The sequence below is a fragment of the Legionella spiritensis genome (assembly GCF_900186965.1).
GTDB lineage: Bacteria > Pseudomonadota > Gammaproteobacteria > Legionellales > Legionellaceae > Legionella_C > Legionella_C spiritensis.
This window is the reverse complement of record NZ_LT906457.1, coordinates 1,385,452-1,411,813: the sequence shown is the minus strand read 5'-3', so window position 1 is coordinate 1,411,813 and position 26,362 is coordinate 1,385,452. Positions and strand designations below refer to the sequence as shown.

Sequence of the window (26,362 nt, the reverse complement as noted above, 5' to 3'; positions counted from 1 at the left end):
GTTCTGTACACGTTTCATCTTGCAGCCAATATCTGTAAAGCCTGTCTTATTAATTGCTCGCAGGATTTATTGCCATCATCAACTTTAGCAACCGCTCTCATAGCTTCCTGCGGTTTATAGCCCAGAGCTTCAAGAGCACTGATAGCCTCTGCCTGGTCACGCTGCGGGGAAGTGGAAGAAGTCTGTAGCGAGAGAGCAGCCTCCATATTCATAGAGTCAAATTGCTTGATACTGTCTTTCATTTCAATGACTAACCGTTCGGCCGTTTTTTTCCCAATCCCCGGAATTTTTGACAACATGGCCGTATTTTGCTGATGAATACCTTGTATAAACTCACCGACACTAACACTTGAGAGAATGCTCATAGCCACTTTGGGTCCAATGCCATTGATCTTAATCAGGTTACGAAATAAAGCCCGTTCCTGTCTGTTAACAAAACCATACAACAGCAATGCGTCTTCTCGAACCACCGTATGAATATGCAGCCCTATGGATTCACTCGTTTGAGATTCCAGATTAAAAAAAGTCTGAAGAGATGTCTCGACATCATAGCCGACTCCATTAACGTTGATCACCATTTTTCCTGGGTGCTGTTTGTCCATTATGGTACCTTGCAGCCAACCTATCATTATCTTCTCCTTCAGCGTGACCGTTGCAAAGCCAGGACGCTATGCCGCATATGGCTATGGCATATCGCTATCGCCAGAGCATCCGCCGCATCATTTTGCGGTGCGCTGCTCAAACCTAATAAATGAACAACCATCTGCTTGACCTGTTCCTTGCGTGCCGCCCCGTAACCAACGACGGATTGCTTGACAAGACGGGCGGAATATTCACTGACCGGCACCCGATGCGAAGCCGCCGCGACCATCGCAGCGCCTCTGGCGTGACCCAATTTTAACGCGGAGTTCGGGTTTTGATGTATAAAAACCTGTTCAATAGCCACCGTATCAGGATGATAATCATCCATTAACTGACAGATCCCGTCAAAGATTTCCAGCAAACGATGACTTAATTGTCCTTCCGAGGTTCGAATGCAACCGCTGTCCACGTAGCAGATGCTTCGTTTTTCCTCCCTGATTATCCCATACCCCGTAATCCGTGAACCGGGATCGATTCCTAAAATAATACTCATCCGTTCATCGATTCAAACAAGTCATCCGGAAATTGGGCATTGCTGTGAACTTCCTGCACATCGTCCAAATCTTCCAGCATATCAATCAATTTAATCAAGCTTTCCGCTGTTTCCTTTTCGAGAGGTACCATGGTTTGTGCCCTCATCGTTAATTGTGATTGCTCGATTTCAAAATTCCCCTTTTGTAAAGCGGCCATGACCGTGTGATAGCTTTCCGGGCCGGTAATGATTTCCATTTGTCCCTCATCCATCACCACATCATCCGCGCCGGCTTCTATAGCCAGTTCCATCGCATCTTCTTCCTTCACATCGGGTGCCAGCAGGATTTCTCCCTGTTTATTAAAGAGATAGGCAACCGAACCATCCGTTCCCAGATTTCCGCCATGTTTTGTAAAAGCATGCCTTACTTCCGAAACAGTACGATTTTTATTGTCCGATAAACAATCAACTAAAATCGCCACGCCACCGGGGCCATACCCTTCATAACGCATTTCCATCATATTTTCACCATCCATGCCGCCAGCACCGCGTTTTATGGCGTTATCAATGGTATCTCGCTTCATATTTGCTTTCAGCGCTTTGATCACCGCGTCGCGCAACCTTGGATTAGTGTCTTCATCACCACCACCCATACGCGCTGCAACCGTGATTTCTCGAATCAGCTTGGTGAAAATCTTCCCCCGCCGGGCATCCTGCACCCCTTTTCTGAATTTAATGTTTGCCCATTTACTGTGACCAGCCATAGCCCCTACCTCATTAATAAAACTTTATGCCACAGGATTATACCCATAAAACTTGCATTTTAAAGTATCTTGGGTATCTACTCTTAGTCGAATAAAAAGAACGGATGATCCGCCTCGACAAGCCTGGACAAAAAGAGCTATGCTAACGACGTTATTTTCAGAGGAGGATACTCAGTGTATTTAGCAGGATTCGGCAACCACCATCAAACCGAGGCAATCCCGGGTTCTTTGCCTGAAAATCAGAATTCACCGCAACAATGCCCTTTTGGATTGTACGCCGAACAACTCAGCGGCAGCGCATTTACCCGGCCAAGGCATCTCAACTTGAAAAGCTGGTTATACCGCACCGCACCTTCCGTTGTACACCAGGACTATAAACCTTTCAGGACAACAACTCTCGTCGATTACGATGTTCTGCAGGCGCCTAATCCGTACCGATGGTCCCCGCTCCCGCCTCCGGAAAACCCCGTGGATTTTGTCGATGGTCTTTTTCACGTTGCAGGCAACCGGGGTAACAATGCCTATATCTATCAATGCAATGTTTCCATGAACCGGCGTTTTTTCAGTAACAGCGACGGTGAAATGCTTATTGTGCCCTACCTTGGCGAATTACTATTGTTTACCGAATTCGGAAAACTGGCCGTTGCGCCCGGAAAAATTGCGGTAATTCCCAGAGGCGTAGTCTTTATGGTTGAATTAATCAGCCCACTCGCCTGCGGTTATATCTGTGAAAACATGGGGTCGCCGCTGACACTGCCGCAACTAGGTCCTGTCGGCGCGAACGGACTTGCCAATCCAAGACATTTTCAGTACCCTTGCGCCGCCTATGTAACTAACCGTGAGGAAGTCGAACTTTTATGCAAATACCAGCAGAATCTATGGACAGCACAAAGTCATCACTCTCCGTTAAATGTCGTAGCCTGGCAAGGTAATTACGCCCCATACAGTTATGATTTGGCCTTGTTTAACACCATTAATACAGTAAGCTTCGACCATCCCGATCCGTCCATATTTACCGTTTTAACGTCGGAAAGCGAAACACCGGGCGTTGCCAACCTTGATTTCGTTATTTTTCCACCGCGCTGGATGGTTGCTGAAAACACGTTCAGACCCCCCTACTTCCACCGCAATATCATGAGCGAGTTGATGGGCTTAATCACCGGAGAATATGATGCGAAACAACAAGGGTTTCTTCCGGGCGGAGTAAGTATCCATAACTGTATGACCGCTCATGGGCCTGATAAGGACACTTATCAGCAAGCAACAACGGCTGATCTCAAACCGGCGAAATATGAAAATACTCTGGCCTTTATGTTTGAAACCCGCGAACCATGGCTAATCAATAAACGTGCAATCTCCCACCCTGCCCGACAATTGGATTACTCCAGCTGCTGGCAAGATCTTGCCATAGATTTCAATCAATAACCGATCAGCCGTTATGCACGTTTTTTGAATACGCCATTATAATTCAGGGCGTGTGTCCCAAATTTTCCTGGCACCATTTTTTTACAAAAAACAGTAGCCCGTAAGCAGGCCTGCGGCCGTATTGCGGGTTTCATATTGTAATATTGTGCCAGTAGAACAGCTGAGTACCCGGGGGAACGATTTCCCGCATTTCGGCTTCGCCTTCATGACGAGTTACAGGAAACACTACAAAAAAGATAAGTGTACAGAACCCCAGGTTCCGTGCACCAAAGATACTCACACACGGGAAGAGGCTTTTATCAGGCAGGTTAAAATAAATCTTCCTGTGTCAAACCGACGCGCTCAAGCAGTGTTCTGAGTGTTTTCAAGGCTTCCACCTGGATTTGTCTTACACGTTCTCTGGTTAAATCGATTTCCTTGCCGACGTCTTCCAGCGTGGCCTTTTCAAAGCCTCGCAAGCCAAAACGACGCGCGATAACCTGCTGCTGATTTTCCGTGAGTTTATCCAGCAAGGATTCAATATGAGCGCGTAAATTTTCATCAGTCAAAAGTTCTGCCGGATTCATACTGTTTTCATCGGCGATGGTATCTAATAGTGATTTGTTTTCATCGTAACCGATTGGAGTATCCACCGAAGCTACTTTATCATTTAAACCGAGTAATTTTTCTACATCTTCAATCGGTTTATCGACCATTTCGGCAATTTCTTCCGGGGATGGCTCGTGATCCAGCTTCTGAGTTAACTGACGCGCCGCTCTCAGGTAGACATTTAATTCCTTGACAACATGAATAGGCAAACGAATGGTTCTGGTTTGATTCATGATGGCGCGCTCAATGGTTTGTCTAATCCACCATGTCGCATACGTTGAAAAACGAAATCCTCGATCCGGATCAAATTTCTCAACGGACTTCATCAACCCCAGGTTTCCTTCTTCGATCAAATCCAGCAGCGGCAAACCGCGATTCAGATAACGCCGTGAAATCTTCACGACCAAACGTAAATTCGATTCAATCATTTTTTTGCGAGCGGCAGCATCGCCTTTCAGAGCAAGGCGAGCGTAATGCACCTCTTCCTCAGCAGAGAGGAGTGGCGAGAAACCTATCTCGCTTAAGTATAATTGAGTGGCATCCATAACCTTGGACGCTTGCCTGCCCCGGTGAAAACTTGGGAAAGCATCTTCATCCGAAAAATCCGGCTTCTCCTCAGTTTCCGCTTCAGCTTCTTCAGCGTCCGCTTCTATTTCTTCATCAGGGAGCAGTGAATCGTCAGCAGACCCTTCCCAATCATCATTTGGAACTATCGTTTCTTTTGTCGAATCATCATCAGTCTGCATGGTTTCACCTATTGTGTTTCAATCTCTTACTTTAAGAAAAAACACTTAAACTTATTTTTGCAACACTTGAGTATTGTCTGTCAACCTTTTTGTAAATAATTCATAGGATTAACAGGCTGCCCCGATTGCCTGATTTCAAAATGAACACCCCAGAATTTTCTATCCACAACACCCATATCCGCAATAATCTGGCCTGTTTTTACTCTCTGGCCTTCTCTAACCCTGTTTCGCAAATTATTGCCGTACGCAGTAAGAAATCGCCCATCATGTTTGATAATAATTAAATTACCATATCCGGGTAGACCATTACCAGCATAAGCAACTATACCACCCCTGGATGCCCGAACAATCTCCCCCTTTTTCCCAGCAATATCTATGCCTTTTTTTCCCTGCCGTGGAATAAAACGGTTGGCAATCCGCCCTTTTGCCGGCCATTGCCAGGCACCGGGGGCATATCTCGTTACCGAACGACTTACGGAACGACGTATCGGGCGTTTTTCGGATTTTGCGGCTATTCCGGTTCTCGGGTGTGAGGCGCGAGTCCGTGAAGGGACGCAATTACTATCTTTAAGTGATATGACCTGACCAACCCTCAACGCGTAGGGGCTATTTAAATGATTACAGACAGCAAGCGCCCTGTAGTCCTTGTCGTATCGAAACGCCACCGCATAAAGCGTTTCACCGCGTTTAACCACATGAGTATTGACATGTCTGGTCTGCGGCCGCCATTTTAATTCCACAACCGGCGCAAGATCCGTGCGTTGCTCGCAGCCAGCCAAAAAAACAAGTAGTAACAACAGGTAATACCTGCTCATAATGAATTCTCAGATCACCCATTTAACCAGGAAAAAAACCGCCACCACTATGGCGAGCAATGACCAGCCTATTCTATCAATATAGCGGCGAAGTTCGGTTTTTAACCGCTCTCCCATATAAAACAAAATACTGGAAACCAGAAAAAAACGTAACCCCCTTCCTATAAACGACGCGATAAGAAAAGGAAGGAAAGCCATATGCAAGGCACCTGCTGCAATGGTAAATAATTTGTACGGCACGGGGGAAAAACCGGCCAGAAAAATAATCCATATCCCATAAGTCTTAAACCATTGCATAACATGGAAATAACTGTCATGAAACGATGAGGAAATTAGCCAGGTTTGAACAAACTCAATGCCGTAATAACCAATCAGATAACCGAACACACCGCCCAATGTCGAAAACAAAGTCGTTATAAATGCGTAACGCCAGGATTTTTCGGGAGCCGCCAGCCCCATACTAATTAACATGACATCAGGCGGAACAGGAAAAAAGGACGACTCCGCAAAGGAAACCCCGGCAAGATAGTACGGCGCATGGGCATGGCCTGACCACGAAAGGGTTTTGTCGTATAGCCAGGAAAACAGTTTCATTAGTCCCAATTGATTCCATCCACCCAGCTTGACAGTTGTTCAAAAGCCCGATAATGAGTCATATCCAGATCCAGCGGTGTTATGGATACACTCCCATTACTGACGGCATGAAAATCGGTACCGGGGCCGGCATCCGATTCCATTCCGGGGGGTCCGATCCAGTATATCGGCCGCCCCCTGGGGTCATATTCCTTTACGGTAGGTTCCGCGCCATGGCGCGTACCCAGACGAGTCACTTCCAGCCCCTTGATTTTATCAATAGGAATGTCCGGAATATTCACATTTAATATGGTCTGGGCCGGCAGTAAATTGGTTCGCATTTTCATGACCAGATGACGGGCAATGACAGCCGCCGTGTCGTAATGCCGGATATTGCCGTTCCCGACCAGGGAAAAAGCGATGGCGGGCAATCCCAGATACCGCCCCTCCATCGCCGCGGCCACGGTACCCGAATACAGGATATCATCGCCAAGATTCGCCCCGTCATTAATACCTGAAACAACGATATCGGCCATGGAATCCAGAAAACCGGTTAAAGCCATGTGCACACAGTCTGTCGGCGTTCCTTCCACACTATAATAACCGTTATCCAGCTGCCAGACCCTGATTGGCCTGGTCAGACTGAGGGAATTACTGGCGCCGCTCCGATTCCTGTCCGGCGCGACCACGTCCACGTCAGCAATCGTCGCCATTTCATTTGCCAGCGCACGAATACCCGGACTATGAACCCCGTCGTCATTGCTTACTAAAATTCTCATTCATTAACCCTCCGGGGATTCCAGCCATTTAACTATGGCCAGATATTGGGTGAGACTTGCCCGGTTTTTATCGATCTTCGCCCTTAAATCCGGTTGTTCGGGGTTTTGTTTCAACGCTTCCTGTTGTTTGGCCAGCTCTTGCTGTAACGTTAATATTTTCTGACCGAAACCTTGCGGATTTTTCTGTAATTGATACGCTAGCTGATTAACCTGAAACGCGATTTCCTGAAGACGCTCGCAACTTACCGTACCTGGTTGCTTCTCCGGGCAGTTTTTAATGGCTTTCTGCAAGGATTGCGGGTTTAAACGATAATACTGTTCATCCTGGGCAACGCACGCATTCAACATCAGCATGGTGCATACCATGATTAAATACTTTGCCATCACGACCTCAAGGAGTTATTTTAAAACAAGTGATATTACCATTTGTTAGCGACTTAAGCTATGACGACAGACGGTTGATTCCAGTCATTCGCACAAAGCGGCGTCCATGTTTGCGACATGATTCCGGAGCCGTTTGAAATCGATGAATTATCCGACGGGAAACATTGAATAAACGTCTTTGATTCGCTATTTTATAGCCACTTCAACCCAGGCGAAAAAGCCATGCTGGATTTTAAAATTGTACGCGATGACAAGACCGGTGAACTGTTTATTGAAACATCCATCACCGGCAAACCGCTGCTGACCATACCGCAGTTAAACAAAAGTACCGCTTTTACCCAGGAAGAGCGTCACGCTTTCGGATTGCTGGGTAAACTACCGCATCGTGTGGAAAGCCTGGATGAACAGGTCAAGCGTGTCTATTTACAATGTTCGGGCTATAAAACAAGATTACAGCAACATATTTACCTAAATAACCTTCATGACAAAAATCAGATACTTTTCTACAAGCTTTTAAGCCGTCATTTAGCGGAGTTACTGCCTGTTATTTACACCCCTATTGTTGGTACAGCCGTAAAACGCTTCAGCCACGAATACCGCCAGCCGCGGGGCTTGTATATTGCCCACTCCGATAAAAATCTGATTGGGGAAATCATCAGCAATCGCTCCAATCCTGATATCGATCTGATCGTCGTGACCGATGGTGAGGGGGTTCTGGGTATTGGCGATCAAGGCATTGGCGGCATGGATATTCCGGTTGCCAAGCTGATGGTGTACAGCCTTTGCGGCGGTATTGATCCCACACGAACCTTGCCGGTTTTTCTTGATGTCGGTACCAACAACCAAGAGCTGCTCAACGACCCGGTTTATCTCGGTTGCCGCCATCCTCGCGTGAACACCGCGCAATACGACGCCTTTATTTTCGATTTCGTCAGCGCCATTCAAAAACATTTTCCCAAAGCGTTTCTGCACTGGGAAGATTTTGGCCGCAGTAACGCCAGACGCATCCTGGACAAGTTTCAGGATGAATTATGCACCTTCAACGATGACATCCAGGGTACCGGCGCTGTGACACTGTCCGCCTTGCTCGCGGCATGCGAGGTCACAGGGAAAAAACTGGAGGATCACCGTATTGTCGTTTTTGGCGCGGGCTCGGCGGGAACAGGCATCAGCGATCAGATTGCCGATGCCTTGATGCGGCGGGGACTCAGTCAGGAAGAAGCCTATCAATGTTTCTGGTTAATTGACCGGCAAGGTCTTTTACTGGCATCGGATTATGAATTGACCGAAGCACAAAAACCCTATGCCCGTAAGGAAAAGGAGATCGCTAACTGGTCCATTCACGATAAAACCCATCCCTCCCTGACCGATACGATCCGTCATGTCAAACCAACCATATTAATTGGCTGTTCCGCACAACCCGGCGCGTTTTCTCAGGATATTGTGGAAAGCATGACCAGAACCTGTGAACGCCCGATCATTTTCCCTCTGTCCAATCCCGATGACCGATGCGAGGCTCAACCCGCGGATATCCTGGTCTGGAGCCAGGGGAAGGCTTTGATCGCCACGGGTACCGCCTTCCCGCCGGTGGAATATCAAAACAGGCTTGTACAAATCGCGCAGTGTAATAACGCCCTTGTTTTCCCTGGTATTGGCCTTGGCGTCCTGGCCGTTCGTGCATCACGGCTAACCAAAAGCATGATTTGGGCTGCTGCCGAGGAGTTGAGCCAACACTCTCCCAGCAGGAAAGACAGCTTTCTTCCCTTGCTGCCCTCTTTGGACGATGCCCAGCTTGTCGCAAAAAAAATCGCCGTAGCAGTGGCGCAAAAAGCCATCGAAGAAGGGTTAGCACAAAAGAATCAGGATGCCGATTTGGACAAACTCATAGAGGAACGTTTTTGGGAACCAAGGTATCTTCCTTTCAGAAAAAAAACATCGTCATAAACGGCATCGCCAAGGACGCCGTAGAAAAAAGTTCATGTCCGCAGGCCTGCGGACGTATTGCAGGTTTGATGTACCAATATTGCATCGGGGAAACAGGTGAGTGGTTATCCCGCATTTCGGCTTCGCCTTCATGACGGGCTACATGTTTTTTATAAAAAAACCGTAGCCCGTAAGGAGGCCTACGGCCGTATTGCGGGTTTCATGGTTCAATATTGTGGCAGGAGCCAGGGAACCATGATTTGTTGTAGAACAATAATCGCCTTATTTTCGTCCGATAAACCATTTCGTTCATGTTACCTGGTATCTTTCTGAAAACGAATGGTTACTGTTTTCAAGGTTCCCTTGTCAGGCTCCCAGGGGCGGGCATAGAGAAACTCCATGACACTGGTTTCCGGTTGAGGCGTGGCTTTTATTACTTTAAACACAAACAACATGTTTCCACCCGCCCCTATTAATTGGGTTTTGGGAGCCAAATATCGACTTGATAGCAATTTGAATAATGATTTATCGTATTTTTTTACCGTCCAGCTATAACCGGTAGTGGGATTGGATGGCAGCGTTATCGTCAGTTTTTCCTGGCCAGGATGAACATCCGCTGTCATGGTATTTTCGGCAAACAATACCGTACTCATCAATAATATAAAGCTTGCCAACAATATCTTCATTTTACTTTCCGCCACATTGTATTAATAAATCAAGTATAACCAAAATACTTCAGCTAGACTTGTAAGTATACTCCATAAAACAAATCCATTATGAAAACGAGACCCGTTTACATCGCAGGAAGCGCCAGAATCCCTTTTGTCAAATCCATGACGGATTACAGCCAATTGACCGTACAGGAATTGATGATCGCATCGCTGCAACACCTCGTCGATGTCATGAAGCTCGACAATCGCATCGTTGGAGATGTCGGGTTGGGAGCCGTCATCAACAGCTCCCTGAACTGGAATCTGGCCCGCGAATCCGTTTTGGGAACCACGCTCAATGCCCATACACCTGCCTACACGCTGCAGCGCGCCTGTGGTACCAGTCTGGAAACAACCTTGCAAATCGCTTTGAAAATCGCCAACTTCCAGATTGATGACGGCATTGCAGGTGGAGTCGACAGCAACAGCGATTTACCGGTTTTGTTTCGCCCTTCTTTCACGCATAAACTTCTGGCCTTGAAACAGGCCAGAAGCTGGACAGCAAAACTAAAAGCCCTGAGCTCTTTCCGCCCCCATGACTTCAAACCCCAATACCCGACGGTCGCCGAACCACGTACCGGACTGTCCATGGGACAGCATACCGAAAAAATGGTCAAAAAATGGGGAATTAACCGCGAGCACCAGGATAAACTGGCCAATATAAGCCATCAAAATGCCGCAAAAGCCTATGAACAAGGCTTTTATGACGATCTGGTTTATGAGTTCCAAGGACTTAAACGCGACAAACTGGTTCGCTTCGATTCCTCACTGGACAAACTGGCCGCCTTGTCTCCGGTTTTCGACACCAGCGGCAGCGGCACTCTCACCGCAGGAAACAGCAGCCCTCTGACCGATGGTTCGTCCGCCGTTTATCTGGTTTGTGAAGACACGGCTAATAAATACGACCATCCTCTACTGGCTCGTTTTGTTGACGCCCAGGTTGCCGCCGTTGATTTTGTCGGGGGACAGGGTTTGTTAATGGCACCGACTCTGGCGGTCAGCGAATTGTTAACACGAAACAGGCTATCCCTGCAGGATTTTGATTTTTATGAAATACACGAAGCCTTCGCAGGACAGGTTCTATGTACCTTAAAAGCCTGGGAGTCTGATGAGTATTGCCGCAATATCCTGCATCGGGAAAAGGCTCTGGGACCCATTGACCGTTCACTCATGAATATTAAGGGCGGCAGCGTCGCCATTGGCCATCCTTTTGCGGCAACAGGAACGCGAATTGTCGCCGGACTGGCAAAAATGCTTCATCAAACCGGCAAGGGACGCGGCTTGATTTCCATCTGTACCGCCGGCGGCATGGGGGTTGCGGCAATTCTTGAAGCCGTCTGAATTTCAATACCACGAGTTCATCCTGCAACAGACGCTAGTTTGCCCTGCTGATACGACGTTTCTATAGCGTGTAAATCATCCATCAGGGATCCTGCGTTTTCTCTGCTTAAAGGTTGGGAATGATGGATCCCGAAGCGATTTACCAACGCGGCCATTTGCCTGATTTCATGAATTTTCGCCCGCGAGGCGTGTACGTTGACTCGTTTCAGGGAGGCCTTCTCGCTGGCGCATTGTGTGATCAATTCGTGTTTGGACAGCCCATCGTATTGTTCCCGGCGTTTATCACTTTCCCCGGGAATATAAGGTTTATCCGCCAGCAAACAGCGTTTGGCAAAATAATAGTCCCCCAGTTCCTGCAGGCTGAGACTCGCATCCAGTTTATTTATATAGATATCCATATTCTCGTTACGGGGCAGTTGGGGATCATGACATTTTGCCTGGGTGACCTCATTAAACCCTAACCATGTTCTCATGAGAGACCAGCTTTTAAAAACAAACAAAGTCACCACCGGAATGGCCATTGCAACAAGGGGAGCAACAAATAATGTGATTATTGTCGACGCGGCCAATGATAACGCGCCAATAGCGAATACGGGCGTCACCCAGGCAGGTTGCTTCCTGATCCAGTCCGCTAATCGGGAAAAATCCGATTGCGTTTTATTGCCATATTGATCCAATACAAAACCAAAAAGATTATCGAGCAAATAACTCACCAGGAAAGCGGCAAGTACCGCGTTGATCACAACCAACGCCACAGCCGGTAATAAAGGAATAAACAGCCCCGCAGGAAACAAGGGCACAACCAGAAAAAGTGCGCTCAACGCTAAAAACAAACCAATTTGAAACTTATGTTCCCAGGCATAGCGCATAACCGGTAACACAACATAACGATATGGGACAAGCCCACCATAATAAACCGCACTTCTCGCAATGGTGTATAGCAGGAAATCCCGTACCTTGCGTTCCTCATTATCCGCCTGGGTATCAACACTTTTAAACGTCGTTTCTGCCAGGCCGGTATACATCAGGGCATGATCCATCAGCGAGCGGAACCTCCGTCGCTTTTCGGGAGGGATAACGTGTATCACACGCCAGCCTTCTTTCCAGATCCCAAAACGCGAAACCAGATCACTGCCCTGTTTCTGGATATAAACAGGCGGTTTTTCTACCGTTTCATCCCAGCGATCAAATCGGCTTTTACGCCAGGAATTGTATAATCCCGGGGGATTTAATGCGTCGACCCGTGAAATACGCGCCCCTTGATCCAGGGCGAGCAGAAGGGACAAGGCGCCACCCAGACTGGCGCCACAAACATGAATTTTTCGACCTTGCCTTTCCATCCATTTTACAATGCGCTCTCGCCCGCTACGGTATAATTTCTTTCCAGCGGTTTCAAAACTTTCCAAATCGCTGTTGACCTGCGGGAAAAAGCCCTGGCCGGCCGGATAGGTCGTACCCATGAAAATCAAATGTGGTTCGGCATAGGCGTGGTTGACAGGCTCCAACCCATAAGCAAACACCCGATCATTATCACTGAGAAACAGTTTCTTAAATCCCGAAGTCGGGGTTAACTCAATGGGCACGACCTGGTAATCAATTAACTGCCAGCGGTTATTCACCCATTGCGGGATAGAGAAAAATTCATACGGCGTGATATCGCCAAACGGCAACAACATGAGACAATTACTGATAAAAAGCTCCGCTTGGCGGTGTTGCGGCAAATCCAGTTCCCTGTTCTGCAATTGGGAATAAACATGGTGGAAACCCTGCTGGAAAGCAAGCCGCAACGCACGAGTTAAATCATGATCCCGCTCGATTAACACGGCGTTAATCGTTTTCCGGTTGAGGATATTCTGCCAGGATTCCTCACCTCCCATTGTCAGAACCCGCAGCACATTACGGGCGATAACCAGCGCTTTATCCTGCTCAGCCAGGCCATCAAGACTTTCCATCCCGGCACTTTCAAAAAAATCCAGCGCCAGGCCTCCTGCATAATCCTCGCCATATTTCATACGACATCCTTATTTTTTTTCGTCAGGCAAAAAACCTCCCACCTGACTGTCCCACATCGCCTTGTATAAACCATTCCGGGCCATTAACTCAGGATGACTTCCATCCTCTATGATCCTGCCTTTATCAAACACCAGAATCCTGTCCATATGCAATAATGTCGATAAGCGATGGGCGATCACTATCGTTGTCTTATCTTTCATCAATTCAAACAACGCCGCCTGGATCGATTCTTCCGTTAGCGAATCCAGTTGGGATGTTGCCTCATCCAGAATCAAAATAGAGGCGTTTTTTAAAATCGCACGCGCTATGGCAATTCGCTGACGCTGACCGCCGGACAGTTTCATGCCACGCTCCCCGACCAGGGTGTCGTAACCTCGCGGCAGACTCATAATAAATTCATGACAATGCGCCAGTCTGGCTGCCTCGATAACGTCATCCCGACTGGCTTCCGGCTTTCCATAGGCGATATTTTCCAGTAAAGTACGATGAAACAGGGTGGGATCCTGGGGAATCATACCGATATGGCTGCGCAACGATTGCTGGGTAACGCTACTGATGTCCTGGCCGTCGATTAAAATGCGGCCTGATTCAACCTCAAAAAAACGAAGCAGGAGATGGGTGAACGTCGTCTTGCCGCTACCGGAATAACCCACCAGACCAACACGCTCTTTCGGGGCGATATGAACGGACTTGTTTTCAAACACACGCTGACCTTGATGATAATGAAAACTGACTCGTTCAAATTGAATATCCCCGTCTGGAACCATTAATGTCGCGGCTGTCGGTTTATCCTTAATTTCAATGGGCGTTGCAATCAGAGACAATGCCTGCCTGGCAACGCCTGTCTCACGGAACAAGTCGGCCATGGCATGGCTTAAAAACCACATCTGCCCCATGATGGAAAAGAAAGAATAAAAGATAAAAACAACATCCCCTGTAGAAATAAGATGGCGTTGCCAGAAGGTAATCAGCAGATAGACCATAACCACCAGCATGACAGAAACCGGTATATCAAGACACAAGCGAAACACATTCATGAAAATGATGAGTTTTTTATTGCTGTTAAATTCCTGCTCCTGACTGCGGCTCACGTAAGACAGTTCATTTTGCCGCCCTGCAAACAATTTAACCGCGCTGATGTTGGTAAGCACATCGACAATTTTACCACTCACTGTACTGATGTCTTCGGCGTTTTTCTCGGAATATCTATTAATCCTGCGGGCAAAACGAACACTGATGAATAATTGCAGTACGACCCAAACCAGCAAGAGAGCCACAAACCACCCGTTAATAGTCATCATCAGCAATAAGGCAACCAGTATCGCGGAAAACGTTGCGATCATATTCCAGCTGATGATCATCCGGATGGATTCCATGGCGCGCGGCAGGTCGTTTACTTTATTAGCCAGGCTGCCGGCCATTTGATTGGAAAAATAATGATAAGAATGTTGAGAGAGGTAATCCAGAACCGTCATACGTATTTGCGCCTGAAATCGTGGAATCACATACCCTTGCCACCAGTTCTGCAAACGGATGATCGTCACCATACCAACCCAGGCTCCACCGCCCAACCACAGAGCCGGAGCAAGAACATGAAAAATACAGGTACGACTGGCTTCATTGCCGCTGATACCATCTACTATCATTTTCAAGGCATAGGGAATGATGTTGGTTTCGAGAATTAACGCCATCGGTGCGATAAAAAACAATAAAAAAGCCCAGGGCTGCTGGCGGAGAAAGCGCCAGAAAAACGCCGGTAACGTTCGGGGCAGCGTATCGGTATCCGGGATGATGTAGGAATTTTGCCGCACTTTACCTTGCCTGCTCATGATCAAATCTCCGGTCACATGAATTCTTGATTGTCCTGATACGGAATAAAAAAAGCGAATAATTCGTATTCACAACTCGGAGACTCGACAAACCCTGAGCATCATGCAGATTTCATCGAATTCCGTTCCATTTATTCAGGAAAGTTCTTACATAATTTTTACATTTTTTTAACAATTCCTTAAGGTTGAATGTATAAAATGCTTCAATCTCAATCAAATTTTATTATTTTAATACTATTTGTTTGGAGAGTTATTGAATAACCAAACCGGAGACATTATGAGTCGTGCCAAACAAGAAACACCCAATCCCCTTGATCCCAAAGGATACCATGAACTCCTGAAGCACGTGATGACCTTCTTAGGGCCTAGAGAACTGGCCAGACTGGAAGAGATCAATAACGATTGGAGACACATTGCTTCGAGTGATGAGGTCTGGTTAAAGGCTACCGGAGCGACAAAAGAAAATCATAAGCCGACTCTATATACACTAATCAGTATACCCGTACGATCATTAAAGATGTCTTATCATAACAATTTTAAAATTGATGAGAAAATTGTTCAAAATTTTTTTCTTGATACCAATACAAGAAAACAGGTCGACTGGCCGGAAGGTTTTGGAACAAATTATGTGTGGAATTTTGACGGAAAACGCGAATATGTTAATAAAAACAGGATATTCAAAAATGAACAGGAAATGATGGATTTGTTTTCAAAAGCAGTCGATGAAAGTCCTGAATACAGTGACTATCTGCAGGATGCCTGCTTTATTAAATACCAGCAAAGAGGGAATATGATACAACTTCTGGGAATAAAATACATTTTTTCAGATGAATTTATCGATATCAATTGCCCGGTCATTTTTGATAGAGCCTCTATTAAAAATTTCCCTTCTTTCAATCCATTAGATAGTACGTTGTCTGCCGACAATGGCGAGAAAGCAATGAGTGTGGAAAAAGAAGCGATTACTGTTGCCACGTCAACTGAAGAAAACAAGGACAATAAAAACCCGACTATAACCGGGAACAACACTCGACAAGAACAAAAGAATGCTTCCATAGCCAATAATACGCCACAGGCACAAAACAGGCATATTTTCCATAATAATCCGCATCGTGGGCGAGGAAACAGTCGAGCACCGATAGAGCTGCCTCCGGGCTACAAAGGTACCAGCAGTTGCACAATATCCTGATACGCCATAAGAATGTCCGTTTGGCGCTATGCCATGCGGGCATTTACTTCCGTGTCTGTCGCCGTCTTGTATATCATACCTGCCAACTCCTCTAAAAAACCTTGATATTAAACGTCAGTAAGGTAATCTTTCTACATTTTGCAGGAAAGGATTACGACGTGGAACACGAAACGATGGAATATGATATCGTCATTGTCGGCGCAGGTCCCGCAGGCTTGTCGGCAGCCATCAGACTTAAACAACTGGCTGCCGAGAGTGGTAAGGAAATCAGTGTCTGTATTCTGGAAAAAGGCGCACAGATCGGTTCACACCTTTTATCAGGCGCAGTTCTTGATCCCCGTAGTTTGCGGGATTTATTGCCGGACAGTTGGGAAAACGCGCCTTTGGATACGGCCGTGACTCATGATTCCTTTTATTTTCTTACCGGCAAACGCGCCATTCGTCTCCCCACACCCAAGCCGATGAAAAATCATGGCAATTACATCATCAGCATCGGCGAGCTCTGCCGCTTTCTCGCAGACCAGGCCGAACAACTGGGCTGTGAAATTTACCCCGGGTTTCCGGCTACCGACATTCTTTATAATAATCTTGGTCAGGTAACCGGCGTTGCGACAGGAAATGTAGGGATTGATAAAGCCGGTGAAAAAACACCGAATTTTCAACCAGGCATGCACCTGCTCGCCAAACAAACACTGTTTGCCGAAGGATGTCGCGGCCAGTTAAGCCAGAATCTCATCCATCGTTTTCAATTACGGGACAACAAACAGCCGCAAACTTACGGTTTGGGCATTAAGGAAATCTGGCGGGTCAAACCGGAAAGACACCAACCGGGCACTGTCATTCACACGGTCGGCTGGCCCCTGGATTACAAAACCTACGGCGGTTCCTTTATTTACCATCTCTCCGATCACAGGGTTGCACTTGGCTTTGTCGTCGGCCTGGATTACCGCAATCCCTGGCTTAATCCCTTTGCGGAGTTACAACGTTTCAAAACCCACACCTTTGTCCGCCATATCCTTGAAGACGGAGAACGCATCGGCTACGGAGCGCGTGCACTCAACGAAGGCGGCTGGCAATCCCTGCCGAAACTGACTTTTCCGGGAGGGGCGTTAATCGGTGACGCGGCAGGTTTCCTGAATGTTCCCAAAATCAAAGGTATTCACAGCGCCATAGAATCCGGTATGCTTGCCGCCGCGGCCTGCTTTGAGACCATCCTATCCATTCCGGAACCAGGACATGAAGACCAGATTGAACCAATAAGCTATAGCGACAGGATCAAATCATCCTGGGTTGCCTCGGAACTCTATGCCGTCAGAAACATAAGACCCGGATTCAAATACGGCTTGGCCGCGGGACTTCTTAACGCCGCGTTTGAAACCTATATTACCCATGGCAAATCACCATGGACAATGAAACACCATGTCGATCACACCACCCTGTTGCCGGCTGCCAAAGCTAAAAAAATCATTTATCCCAAACCGGACGGTATTCTGACGTTTGATCGCCTCTCTTCCGTTTATCTGTCCAATACCTACCATGAAGAAAACCAACCCTGTCATCTGGTATTACGTGATCCGGGACTGGCTATTTCCGTTAATTACAAACTCTACGCCTCTCCGGAAACCCGTTATTGCCCCGCGGCTGTTTACGAAATCGTCGAGGAAGAATCCGGCCCTCGCCTGCAGATTAACGGACAAAACTGTATTCATTGCAAAACCTGCGACATCAAGGATCCCGGGCAAAATATCGTATGGCAGGCTCCTGAAGGCGGTGGCGGCCCGAATTATCAAGGGATGTAACAACCAACGCAGGTTACCGGCTTACTGATCTGTTGTCATTTATTCAGCTAGCAGGTAGACTTGCATCCGTAAGTCCCGGTGGCACAGCTGGATAGCGCAGCCCCCTCCTAAGGGGCAGGTCGCAGGTTCGAATCCTGCCCGGGACGCCATTAAAATCAATGAGTTATGTAAAAATACTTGGGGGTGCATTCAAACCCCAAGTGCGACAATCAATTCACATCAGCAAGCTTATGCTGGAATTACTGGTTAAGGATGGGTTAAAATTCCGACACTGATTGATTCCCCGGAGTATTTTTTTGGAAAAAGAAGACAAAGCCATTCTATCTACGTTTGTAGAAGTTTTTAAATCTTTCCAAACAGACACAATAATCCAACCTTCATTAAAATATGATCCAACAGCTGGTATTTCTATAACAAATCTTGACGCGCTTTTTTTTAATGGTATTTACATTAAAAACCCTCTGGATCAGAAAAAATTAATTGAAGAACTACAAAACCTTCAACATGAGTTAGGTAAACCGTTAACGATTTGGATAACAGCAGAGACACAGATACCAGAGTTTGAGGAAATGCTTAAAGCACGTTTTGAGTCCCCAGGACCTTTTTATGGCATGTTGCTTGATCTTAACCAAGCTAAACTATCTTGCAGTCACGAAAAAATTACTGTTGAACTGGTGAAAAATAAAGAACAGGCCAATGACTTTGCAAAAATATTTTGTGAGGTGTTTCATTTCCCGAATCTTCTTGAGAGCACAGCGAGATGGGCGATGAAACAGTACGAAATGGAAAACCCTGTCTGTATGAATTATCTTTCTAGAATTGATGGTGTTGCGGCAGGGGTGAGTAGTCTTGCCATTGATCGGAATTTTAAAACATTCAATGCGGGAGGTTTTTATAATGCTTGCGTACTCCCCGAATTTAGAAAATCAGGAATTGCAACTGCGATGGCAAATCATCGAGTTACTGTAGCAAAAACGCTTGGTTTGGAATATCTTTCTATCGTTTTGATGTCAGACGCAATGGCACGAGGTTATTGTGAGAAGATTGGCTATATAAATCACAAAACAATGACTCCATACTATATTCGATAACTTTAAGAGCTATAATTACTATTAATGTAATGAGAGTCTGAGTCTGTAAAATTTTCTGTGTAACTAGCCATTCCATTATTCAGTAACTCTATCACCGAATTCGATCATAAACCGATTCATAGCTGGCTTCCAGTTGTGGATCGGCATTGTCCATTTCCGAGCAATTCGTTCAATCGCAAGATAGAGCAATTTAAAAACTGATTCGTCAGATGGGAACATTCTTTTATTTTTAATTACCTTTCGCAAAGTCATATTCAACGATTCGATGGCATTTGTCGTATATATGGCTCGACGGATGTCAGCTGGATAATCAAAAAATGGGGTAATACGTATCCAGTCTCTGCGCCATGAGGAGCTTATGGATGGGTATTGGTCGTCCCATTTCTCAGAAAATGCTTCCAGCGCCATTTCAGCCTCAATGAGTGTTTTGGCACTGTAGATTGTTTTTAAATCAGCAGCAAGGATTTTACGGTCTTTCCAGCTGACATAAGCCAATGAATTTCGAATTTTGTGTACAATGCAAAGCTGAACTTTAGCGTGTGGATATACTGTTTCAATGGCTTCTGGAAATCCAGTAAGTCCATCAACACACGCAATAAATATTTCATCCAGGCCACGATTTTTTATATCTGTCAGTACGTTTAGCCAAAATTTTGCGCCTTCATTTTGGCTAATCCACATGCCCAGAAGTTCTTTGTAGCCATCTGTATTAACACCCAATGCCAAATAGACGGATTTGTTAATAATACCTTTGTCAGTCTTTACTTTAACGACAATACAATCCAAATAAACAATGGGGAAGCAACTATCCAGAGGCCTTGCCTGCCAGGCACGTACATCTGATAAAACCGCGTCTGTCACGCTTGAAATCAATGTGGGTGATATGGTTGTACCATAGATTTCTTCAAGCTCGCTTTGGATGTCGCGTGTACTTAAACCTCGGGCATAAAATGAAATGATTTTTTCATCAAGACCATCAAAGCGGGTAGCGTATTTAGGGATAATATGAGGTTCAAATGTGCCTGTTCGGTCACGTGGGGTCTGTAAATAATTTTGTGTAATTGGTCATAGTATATAATCTGCCTATTTTCAGACAGGCATTGAAGAAGAGACAAACTATGACTCATGATATAGATGAATTGGCTCAGGAAATAGCCAAGACGTGTAAAACGCAAGAAGACTTCACTGAGTTTTTTAAACAGCTAAAGCGTCGAGGCTTAGAGGCTGCGCTATCCGGAGAACTTACGCATCATTTAGGCTATGACAAGCATGCCAAGGCTGTTGAACGCAAAAGCAACAGCCGTAATGGGTACAGCAAGAAGACTATTCAGGTTAATGAAGGCGAAATGGAAATTGCGGTGCCACGTGACCGAACAGGCACATTTGAACCTCATATTATCCCTAAATACGCTACCCGCTTTGATGGTCTTGATGAAAAAATCATTTCATTTTATGCCCGAGGTTTAAGTACACGCGACATCCAAAGCGAGCTTGAAGAAATCTATGGTACAACCATATCACCCACATTGATTTCAAGCGTGACAGACGCGGTTTTATCAGATGTACGTGCCTGGCAGGCAAGGCCTCTGGATAGTTGCTTCCCCATTGTTTATTTGGATTGTATTGTCGTTAAAGTAAAGACTGACAAAGGTATTATTAACAAATCCGTCTATTTGGCATTGGGTGTTAATACAGATGGCTACAAAGAACTTCTGGGCATGTGGATTAGCCAAAATGAAGGCGCAAAATTTTGGCTAAACGTACTGACAGATATAAAAAATCGTGGCCTGGATGAAATATTTATTGCGTGTGTTGATGGACTTACTGGCTTTCCAGAAGCCATTGAAACAGTATATCCACACGCTAAAGTTCAGCTTTGCATTGTACACAAAATTCGAAATTCATTGGCTTATGTCAGCTGGAAAGACCGTAAAATCCTTGCTGCTGATTTAAAAACAATCTACAGTGCCAAAACACTCATTGAGGCTGAAATGGCGCTGGAAGCATTTTCTGAGAAATGGGACGACCAATACCCATCCATAAGCTCCTCATGGCGCAGAGACTGGATACGTATTACCCCATTTTTTGATTATCCAGCTGACATCCGTCGAGCCATATATACGACAAATGCCATCGAATCGTTGAATATGACTTTGCGAAAGGTAATTAAAAATAAAAGAATGTTCCCATCTGACGAATCAGTTTTTAAATTGCTCTATCTTGCGATTGAACGAATTGCTCGGAAATGGACAATGCCGATCCACAACTGGAAGCCAGCTATGAATCGGTTTATGATCGAATTCGGTGATAGAGTTACTGAATAATGGAATGGCTAGTTACACAGAAAATTTTACAGACTCGTCACGTGGCACCGCAATTTCCATTTCGCCTTCATTAACCTGAATAGTCTTCTTGCTGTACCCATTACGACTGTTGCTCTTGCGTTCAACAGCCTTGGCATGCTTGTCATAGCCTAAATGATGCGTAAGTTCTCCGGATAGCGCAGCCTCTAAGCCTCGACGCTTTAGCTGTTTAAAAAACTCAGTGAAGTCTTCTTGCGTTTTACACGTCTTGGCTATTTCCTTGGCCAATTCATCTATATCATGAGTCATAGTTTGTCTCTTCTTCAATGCCTGTCTGAAAATAGGCAGATTATATACTATGACCAATTACACAAAATTATTTACAGACCCGAGAGTCTTGCTCGTTCTCTCGCAGGTTTTTACTGCAGGATTTCATTTGTTTTTCTAACTGATTAATTTCAACAACAGTGACTATGTCATCTAATTTTTTCGCCGCTTTATCCGTTTTAAAAAATCCCCTATGATCTACGTTAAATTTTATAATGCGCAGTTCATCCCTTATACTTCCAAGTTCGGTAATATTTTCGTCTAATTGGCTTGCAGATAAAGAATTTTGGCCATTCTCATGCTGTGCAAACGACTTTTTTATTTCATAAAATTGATTATATAAATTTAAATATTCCTGAAAACACGCTGCTAAATCTAATTTCTTCAACTTCATATTTATACTCCCGATATAAAGAAATAAACGTACCAAGTATCAGAAATACTAACAAAAGATCTGATTTCAATCAAGATGTATTCATATTGCCCATTTAGGATGTTTATATGCTAGGTTCTGTGAACAAAAATGTCGTGCCACCATTTTTTGCAAAAAAACAGTAGCCCGTAAGGAGGCCTGCGGCCGTATTGCGGGTTTGATGTGCCGCTTATAAACGTTTTCCCGCATTACGGCTTCGCCTTCATGACGGGCTACAAGACATTATTATTTGTTGCGCAACAATAGTTGCCTTGTTTTCGATCGGAAAAAAATTGGTTCTCAGAGCCTAGCAAGAGAACAACTCTTGTTTTTATGTTCAAACCTACTCTGAAAAGTAAAAATTTCAACACCAGTAAGTTAACAATTTGCGATGATAAAATGAGTAATATTGCCAATAAATGTATAATTTATTGGCAATATTAGGCTTTAAAAAGTATTATTAGCAAAAATAATATGCAAAATTTCTCCTATAGTTTAATTAACAAGAGCTATAAAATGATATTGGTGAAGCCTATGCAGTCACAACTAATTGATTTGCAAGAGATATCAAATTATGAGGAATTAAAGCAAAAGCGATTTAAAGATGCTTTGAATGAGCTTATAAAAAACCCGAATAATTTGTTAAATGGCAAATTGGAAGCAGGTAAAGATTACCTCGTAACTTTCAAAAGCTTTTCTGAAGATAATTTTGAAGACTTTCTAGACGATCCAGCGAAGAAAGACAGAGATAAAGAATTTGAATGGCGTGTACAATTTAACCAGGATATTCTGGTTATAGATTTATCTACAAATAACATTAGTCGGCCAAATGCCCTGCTTTTAAAAAAAATGCTGGAAAACCCGGAAATTAATAAGGATGGCAAGCTAGATAAAAACGAGCCCTACCTTGTGCAAAATGACCATGGTGAGCAACAATGGGTTTGCCTGTCCCATTCTATACAAGCACGTCCATCAAAAACATCTGCCAACCAATTAAAATATCAAATTCACGGTGAATATATTGCTGAAGGTGCTATGGGCAGGGTAAAAAAATCACCTTCCTATATTGTTTTTGATGAAGATAATTCTGCCAAGATTGAAAATCCGGACTTTGTGGTAAAAATTGAGGTTTTTACTCGAAATAAAGACAGCAGTGATGATGATGAGAGAAGGAGGGTTAATCGCCAACGAAGGAATATAGAAAAAGAAGATGAAATTACCCGGAAAATAATAAAAAGGACGAAACCAACGGTTAGAAAAATAATTCGTGACAAGGACAACAGAGTTCAAAAAGTAAAATGGTATCGTTATATGCCGAATCTAGGAGATGACTTACTACATTTTAAGGAACGTAAGATAGAAGGAAAATCCAAACTGGAAAATACAAGTTTTGATGACCGTCTGGAAATCATTTCAAATGCTTTTCAACGCTTGCACGAAATACACGAGAAAGGGTTTATTCATGCGGATATTAAACTTGAAAACATGTTTATTAAGGATGGCAGTCTAATGCCTGAATTTGCCGATTTTGGCCTTTCCTATGAGATAGGCTCTGGCGCTCCCCTTTATCCATTGACAGGTACCATTCCATATCTGGCACCCGAAATGTGGGAAGATAAACCTGAAATGTATACGGCAACTGATGTCTATGCAACGGGTCCTGTTGCTGCTTTTCTCCTCGATGATAAATTAACACCAAAAATCTTATTTAGTGAGTATTACAAGAACTTTGAGAAGATAATAGCTGGGCAAGTCAAACTTCATGGCCATCCATACAATAATCTGCTTCAGTTACCCAAAGACCGTGAAAATGATAAAAATATTTTCGTTAACTTCCTTTTAGAGCTCACCGATTTAGACCCCCAAAAAAGACCAAGTTGCATCGAGGCAAAATTCTTTTTTTCTTATATGAAAAATGATAGCAATCCACGAACGTTACTGATGCTCGCATTAGAACATCGTAATATGAATCAGTTGATTGATTTTCTAAAAAGAAAAAAAGATCCTCGCACCGGACTGATACATGCACTGGAAGAAAGATCTAATTTTCAACTGACAGAGGACGATAGAAAAATATTAAGGTATACAATCGAGGAAATATTATCAAGAGATATGCAGGATCCTGAATTCAGAGCACTTTATAAAAGCCTTCCTGATAATGTCAAAAAGCAACTGTTTGTTAATGAAAAACCGAAAATTGACGTGATAAAACAATTATCTTCAGAAATTGCATTACCCTCTTTGGACAAAGCCATTGAGTTTAAGGAACGATTGAAAAGCAGGATGGGCGCATTAGAATGGATTTTAGAATTTTCCGGGGATAAAGAAGAATTGATTAATAAACTTGAAGATTTTTTAAATGACATAGAAAGTATTGTTGATTTGAAATCGCATCAGGAAACTTTAACGAGTTCATTAACGAAGGTTGAAACAGCAATACAAGGTCAAGAGAAAGAGGAGCAAAGATTCAATACGGGTTGGAACAGGTATCTCTCTACATTTTTCTCGTCCAGGAGCAGTGCAAATTATAAGGAGACGCAAGTTCAAAATATAGAGGCAATGAGACAATACAAAAACCTGCACGAAAATATTGCAACTGCTTTGGAGTTAATAAATGAAAAAATTCACGAGATTGAGCCGAAAATTAATAAAAAGTAGTGTTCTTATATAGCACGTCATCTAACCATTAATACAGCACTGGATACTATGGTCCGAGGTAATATGAAAATGCGAAAGGCCTTTCAAGCACTCATTTTTTCATCACGCAGTTTATTGACTGAACTGAATTAATACCGGCACCCGGACCACGCTGACTAAAAACATGGAGTCACGCTGAACGAACCGTGAACACTCCTGAAACTCCTAGACAAATCAACGGGATTGACAGCGTATACACAAGGTTATCCACAGAATTTGTGGATAACCGATTTTTACTCCTGATTCAGAAAACAACCTTGAAAGCCAGGCCAGCTCTGGATTATCGCACTGAAACGAATAGAAGCATTGAAAAAAACACGGGGTGTTTAAAAAAAATATCCACAGATTGTGGATTGGAGAGGATTATACCTTATGCCCTGTAAGAATATCAGAAAGGAAATAAAAAAACAGTCTTGACACTAATAAAAAAATGTCCAGTCATCAAAACCCAGGCACACTTTCTTCAGGCATCCCTATTTAATGCCTTTATTAAGGTTTTTTCTTTTTTTAAAATCGGTTACACTAAACGTTTATCAACAGGGAACGAAACACCATGTCAGAAAAAATCCGGGGAACCGTCAAGTGGTTTAAAGACGATAAAGGCTTTGGCTTCATTGAGGCTGAAGGTCGCGATTACTTTGTTCATTTTAGCGCTATTCTCAGCCAGGGCTTTAAAACCTTGCAGGAAGGCACACCAGTTCTGTTTAAAGCGACCCAGGGTGCTAAAGGCCCGCAGGCTGAAGAAGTGGAAGTGGTGTAACGCCCTTTAACGACCGAGCAGCCTGGCAAACCAGGCAAAATGCCGGTATTTAAAATAATAGAGCGCCAGTTCCTTCTCGAAGCAGGTGTCCATAAGACACCTGACTTCCGGAATAAAATCCTTTAACGCCTCAATAATGGCAAGCTCGGACGCCTTCCGTTTTAGAAGCACACCGACCTGCTCATCTATGAGATGAAGCAACTGTTTCTCCTCAGGACTTAAACACGACTCCAAGGTGGTCACGCTCTTTTGCTGGCGATGTGTTTATCATCACGATATTTTTTTAGCCTGGTACGCACTATTTTATATGTCATCATGTCACCTCATTTAAATGCTTCAAAGTTCTTTGAACTAACTATATTACCGGGCGAAAGCAAAGAGACTCTTGTTCTGCAACAATAATAAATACTGTAGCCCGTCATGAAGGCAAAGCCGTAATGCGGGAATAACGCTCATTTAGTCGCCAACCCGCCCTCATTGGACAATATTGACACATCAATCCCGCAATACACAAGCCCGCCTCCTTACGACTACCGCTCTTTTGTAAAAAATGGTGGCACGACATTTTTGTTCACAGAGCCAGGACGGAAAGAAAAATGCCGGGAAGGGACAGTCAGATTCCAGATTACAGTCATTTTGATTAAAGCTTTTGACCGCTTGTTACCCCGGTTTGCCGTGTTCGTCACACGGAAACATCCGGCTTTTTAATTGGCCCGCCTTTCTCTACCTTTACCCCTTAAAATGATGATACCATACACAACGATAACCATGTTAGATCAA

At 44.5% G+C, this 26,362-nt stretch carries 22 protein-coding genes, 1 tRNA gene and 2 pseudogenes; 10 read left to right on the top strand and 15 right to left on the bottom strand.

What is annotated here, in order from left to right; translation table 11 throughout:
• Positions 1–14: 14 nt before the first annotated feature.
• The 3 genes from ruvA to CKW05_RS06360 are packed head-to-tail and all read right to left on the bottom strand — an operon-like array spanning position 15 to position 1,878.
• The gene (gene ruvA, locus CKW05_RS06370) at positions 15–629 is read right to left on the bottom strand and encodes a Holliday junction branch migration protein RuvA (RefSeq protein WP_058482490.1); all 615 of its coding nucleotides are present in this window, start codon (positions 627–629) and stop codon (positions 15–17) included.
• Between the two features lie 11 nt (positions 630–640).
• On the bottom strand, positions 641–1,135 hold the full coding sequence (gene ruvC, locus CKW05_RS06365) for a crossover junction endodeoxyribonuclease RuvC (RefSeq protein WP_058482489.1): 495 nt from the start codon (positions 1,133–1,135) through the stop codon (positions 641–643).
• Entirely contained in the window at positions 1,132–1,878 is a 747-nt protein-coding gene (locus CKW05_RS06360; protein ID WP_058482488.1) for a YebC/PmpR family DNA-binding transcriptional regulator, read from the bottom strand. Before CKW05_RS06360 ends, ruvC begins: the two co-directional genes overlap by 4 nt.
• A gap of 174 nt (positions 1,879–2,052) precedes the next feature.
• Here CKW05_RS06360 and hmgA point away from each other — a divergent pair, with 174 nt between their 5' ends.
• A complete protein-coding gene (gene hmgA / locus CKW05_RS06355) occupies positions 2,053–3,303 on the top strand; it encodes a homogentisate 1,2-dioxygenase (protein WP_058482487.1) in 1,251 nt (416 codons plus the stop codon).
• Between the two features lie 308 nt (positions 3,304–3,611).
• Here hmgA and rpoS read toward each other — a convergent pair whose 3' ends face one another.
• From rpoS to CKW05_RS06330, 5 genes are all read right to left on the bottom strand, one after another.
• Positions 3,612–4,637: an RNA polymerase sigma factor RpoS gene (gene rpoS, locus CKW05_RS06350; protein WP_058482486.1), complete on the bottom strand. Its 1,026-nt coding sequence runs from the start codon at positions 4,635–4,637 to the stop codon at positions 3,612–3,614.
• An 80-nt stretch (positions 4,638–4,717) separates the two neighbouring features.
• Complete coding sequence (locus CKW05_RS06345; RefSeq protein ID WP_058482485.1) at positions 4,718–5,452, bottom strand: peptidoglycan DD-metalloendopeptidase family protein; 735 nt, start codon at positions 5,450–5,452, stop codon at positions 4,718–4,720.
• 9 nt (positions 5,453–5,461) lie between these two features.
• On the bottom strand, positions 5,462–6,046 hold the full coding sequence (locus tag CKW05_RS06340) for a YqaA family protein (RefSeq protein WP_058482484.1): 585 nt from the start codon (positions 6,044–6,046) through the stop codon (positions 5,462–5,464).
• Positions 6,046–6,804, bottom strand: a complete 759-nt coding sequence (surE, locus tag CKW05_RS06335; protein WP_058482483.1) for a 5'/3'-nucleotidase SurE — start codon at positions 6,802–6,804, stop codon at positions 6,046–6,048. Before surE ends, CKW05_RS06340 begins: the two co-directional genes overlap by 1 nt.
• 3 nt (positions 6,805–6,807) lie before the next feature.
• The gene (locus tag CKW05_RS06330) at positions 6,808–7,188 is read right to left on the bottom strand and encodes a hypothetical protein (protein ID WP_058482482.1); all 381 of its coding nucleotides are present in this window, start codon (positions 7,186–7,188) and stop codon (positions 6,808–6,810) included.
• A 222-nt stretch (positions 7,189–7,410) separates the two neighbouring features.
• Here CKW05_RS06330 and CKW05_RS06325 point away from each other — a divergent pair, with 222 nt between their 5' ends.
• Positions 7,411–9,132, top strand: coding sequence for an NAD-dependent malic enzyme (locus CKW05_RS06325; RefSeq protein ID WP_058482481.1), 1,722 nt, complete (start codon positions 7,411–7,413; stop codon positions 9,130–9,132).
• A 293-nt stretch (positions 9,133–9,425) separates the two neighbouring features.
• On the opposite strand, the gene CKW05_RS06320 is transcribed toward CKW05_RS06325, so the two are convergent.
• A complete protein-coding gene (locus CKW05_RS06320; RefSeq protein ID WP_058482480.1) occupies positions 9,426–9,797 on the bottom strand; it encodes a protease inhibitor I42 family protein in 372 nt (123 codons plus the stop codon).
• A gap of 90 nt (positions 9,798–9,887) precedes the next feature.
• On the opposite strand from CKW05_RS06320, the gene CKW05_RS06315 reads away from it, so the two are divergent.
• Positions 9,888–11,162, top strand: a complete 1,275-nt coding sequence (locus tag CKW05_RS06315; RefSeq protein WP_058482479.1) for an acetyl-CoA C-acetyltransferase — start codon at positions 9,888–9,890, stop codon at positions 11,160–11,162.
• Between the two features lie 17 nt (positions 11,163–11,179).
• Here CKW05_RS06315 and CKW05_RS06310 read toward each other — a convergent pair whose 3' ends face one another.
• Both CKW05_RS06310 and CKW05_RS06305 read right to left on the bottom strand, forming a co-directional pair.
• A complete protein-coding gene (locus tag CKW05_RS06310) occupies positions 11,180–13,174 on the bottom strand; it encodes a hypothetical protein (protein ID WP_058482478.1) in 1,995 nt (664 codons plus the stop codon).
• A gap of 9 nt (positions 13,175–13,183) precedes the next feature.
• On the bottom strand, positions 13,184–15,004 hold the full coding sequence (locus tag CKW05_RS06305; protein ID WP_058482477.1) for an ABC transporter ATP-binding protein: 1,821 nt from the start codon (positions 15,002–15,004) through the stop codon (positions 13,184–13,186).
• A gap of 277 nt (positions 15,005–15,281) precedes the next feature.
• Here CKW05_RS06305 and CKW05_RS06300 point away from each other — a divergent pair, with 277 nt between their 5' ends.
• From CKW05_RS06300 to CKW05_RS06285, 4 genes are all read left to right on the top strand, one after another.
• On the top strand, positions 15,282–16,193 hold the full coding sequence (locus CKW05_RS06300) for an F-box protein (RefSeq protein ID WP_058482476.1): 912 nt from the start codon (positions 15,282–15,284) through the stop codon (positions 16,191–16,193).
• A 158-nt stretch (positions 16,194–16,351) separates the two neighbouring features.
• The gene (locus tag CKW05_RS06295) at positions 16,352–17,992 is read left to right on the top strand and encodes an electron transfer flavoprotein-ubiquinone oxidoreductase (RefSeq protein WP_058482475.1); all 1,641 of its coding nucleotides are present in this window, start codon (positions 16,352–16,354) and stop codon (positions 17,990–17,992) included.
• 72 nt (positions 17,993–18,064) lie between these two features.
• Positions 18,065–18,141: transfer RNA gene (locus tag CKW05_RS06290), tRNA-Arg, on the top strand.
• A 147-nt stretch (positions 18,142–18,288) separates the two neighbouring features.
• The gene (locus CKW05_RS06285; protein ID WP_058482474.1) at positions 18,289–19,083 is read left to right on the top strand and encodes a GNAT family N-acetyltransferase; all 795 of its coding nucleotides are present in this window, start codon (positions 18,289–18,291) and stop codon (positions 19,081–19,083) included.
• A gap of 75 nt (positions 19,084–19,158) precedes the next feature.
• On the opposite strand, the pseudogene CKW05_RS06280 reads toward CKW05_RS06285, so the two are convergent.
• A pseudogene (locus CKW05_RS06280) lies at positions 19,159–20,130 on the bottom strand (IS256 family transposase); the annotation flags it as partial.
• A gap of 71 nt (positions 20,131–20,201) precedes the next feature.
• Here CKW05_RS06280 and CKW05_RS06275 point away from each other — a divergent pair.
• The gene (locus CKW05_RS06275; protein WP_058483852.1) at positions 20,202–21,407 is read left to right on the top strand and encodes an IS256 family transposase; all 1,206 of its coding nucleotides are present in this window, start codon (positions 20,202–20,204) and stop codon (positions 21,405–21,407) included.
• Between the two features lie 21 nt (positions 21,408–21,428).
• Here the strand turns inward: CKW05_RS06275 and CKW05_RS06270 are convergent.
• Positions 21,429–21,695, bottom strand: a pseudogene (locus tag CKW05_RS06270) (transposase); the annotation flags it as partial.
• 67 nt (positions 21,696–21,762) lie between these two features.
• Positions 21,763–22,107, bottom strand: coding sequence for a hypothetical protein (locus tag CKW05_RS06265; protein WP_095140587.1), 345 nt, complete (start codon positions 22,105–22,107; stop codon positions 21,763–21,765).
• Positions 22,108–22,659: 552 nt separating this feature from the next.
• Between CKW05_RS06265 and CKW05_RS06260 the strand changes: the two genes are divergently transcribed.
• Together CKW05_RS06260 and CKW05_RS06255 are read left to right on the top strand one after the other, a co-directional pair.
• The gene (locus CKW05_RS06260; RefSeq protein ID WP_162264429.1) at positions 22,660–24,783 is read left to right on the top strand and encodes a protein kinase domain-containing protein; all 2,124 of its coding nucleotides are present in this window, start codon (positions 22,660–22,662) and stop codon (positions 24,781–24,783) included.
• Between the two features lie 592 nt (positions 24,784–25,375).
• Positions 25,376–25,582 (top strand): cold-shock protein, encoded by a 207-nt coding sequence (locus CKW05_RS06255; protein WP_058483859.1) that lies wholly within the window; start codon positions 25,376–25,378, stop codon positions 25,580–25,582.
• Between the two features lie 6 nt (positions 25,583–25,588).
• On the opposite strand, the gene CKW05_RS06250 is transcribed toward CKW05_RS06255, so the two are convergent.
• On the bottom strand, positions 25,589–25,825 hold the full coding sequence (locus tag CKW05_RS06250; protein ID WP_058483860.1) for a hypothetical protein: 237 nt from the start codon (positions 25,823–25,825) through the stop codon (positions 25,589–25,591).
• Positions 25,826–26,362 lie beyond the last annotated feature (537 nt).

Bases quoted from the DNA above. Each gene is read 5' to 3' on its own strand.
- CKW05_RS06265 (WP_095140587.1), bottom strand. From the start codon at position 22,107: ATGAAGTTGAAGAAATTAGATTTAGCAGCGTGTTTTCAGGAATATTTA.
- CKW05_RS06325 (WP_058482481.1), top strand. From the start codon at position 7,411: ATGCTGGATTTTAAAATTGTACGCGATGACAAGACCGGTGAACTGTTT.
- CKW05_RS06260 (WP_162264429.1), top strand. From the start codon at position 22,660: ATGCAGTCACAACTAATTGATTTGCAAGAGATATCAAATTATGAGGAA.
- CKW05_RS06330 (WP_058482482.1), bottom strand. From the start codon at position 7,188: ATGGCAAAGTATTTAATCATGGTATGCACCATGCTGATGTTGAATGCG.
- CKW05_RS06320 (WP_058482480.1), bottom strand. From the start codon at position 9,797: ATGAAGATATTGTTGGCAAGCTTTATATTATTGATGAGTACGGTATTG.
- CKW05_RS06255 (WP_058483859.1), top strand. From the start codon at position 25,376: ATGTCAGAAAAAATCCGGGGAACCGTCAAGTGGTTTAAAGACGATAAA.
- rpoS (WP_058482486.1), bottom strand. From the start codon at position 4,637: ATGCAGACTGATGATGATTCGACAAAAGAAACGATAGTTCCAAATGAT.
- CKW05_RS06305 (WP_058482477.1), bottom strand. From the start codon at position 15,004: ATGAGCAGGCAAGGTAAAGTGCGGCAAAATTCCTACATCATCCCGGAT.
- CKW05_RS06360 (WP_058482488.1), bottom strand. From the start codon at position 1,878: ATGGCTGGTCACAGTAAATGGGCAAACATTAAATTCAGAAAAGGGGTG.
- CKW05_RS06300 (WP_058482476.1), top strand. From the start codon at position 15,282: ATGAGTCGTGCCAAACAAGAAACACCCAATCCCCTTGATCCCAAAGGA.
- CKW05_RS06275 (WP_058483852.1), top strand. From the start codon at position 20,202: ATGACTCATGATATAGATGAATTGGCTCAGGAAATAGCCAAGACGTGT.
- CKW05_RS06315 (WP_058482479.1), top strand. From the start codon at position 9,888: ATGAAAACGAGACCCGTTTACATCGCAGGAAGCGCCAGAATCCCTTTT.
- surE (WP_058482483.1), bottom strand. From the start codon at position 6,804: ATGAGAATTTTAGTAAGCAATGACGACGGGGTTCATAGTCCGGGTATT.
- ruvC (WP_058482489.1), bottom strand. From the start codon at position 1,135: ATGAGTATTATTTTAGGAATCGATCCCGGTTCACGGATTACGGGGTAT.
- ruvA (WP_058482490.1), bottom strand. From the start codon at position 629: ATGATAGGTTGGCTGCAAGGTACCATAATGGACAAACAGCACCCAGGA.
- CKW05_RS06345 (WP_058482485.1), bottom strand. From the start codon at position 5,452: ATGAGCAGGTATTACCTGTTGTTACTACTTGTTTTTTTGGCTGGCTGC.
- CKW05_RS06340 (WP_058482484.1), bottom strand. From the start codon at position 6,046: ATGAAACTGTTTTCCTGGCTATACGACAAAACCCTTTCGTGGTCAGGC.
- CKW05_RS06310 (WP_058482478.1), bottom strand. From the start codon at position 13,174: ATGAAATATGGCGAGGATTATGCAGGAGGCCTGGCGCTGGATTTTTTT.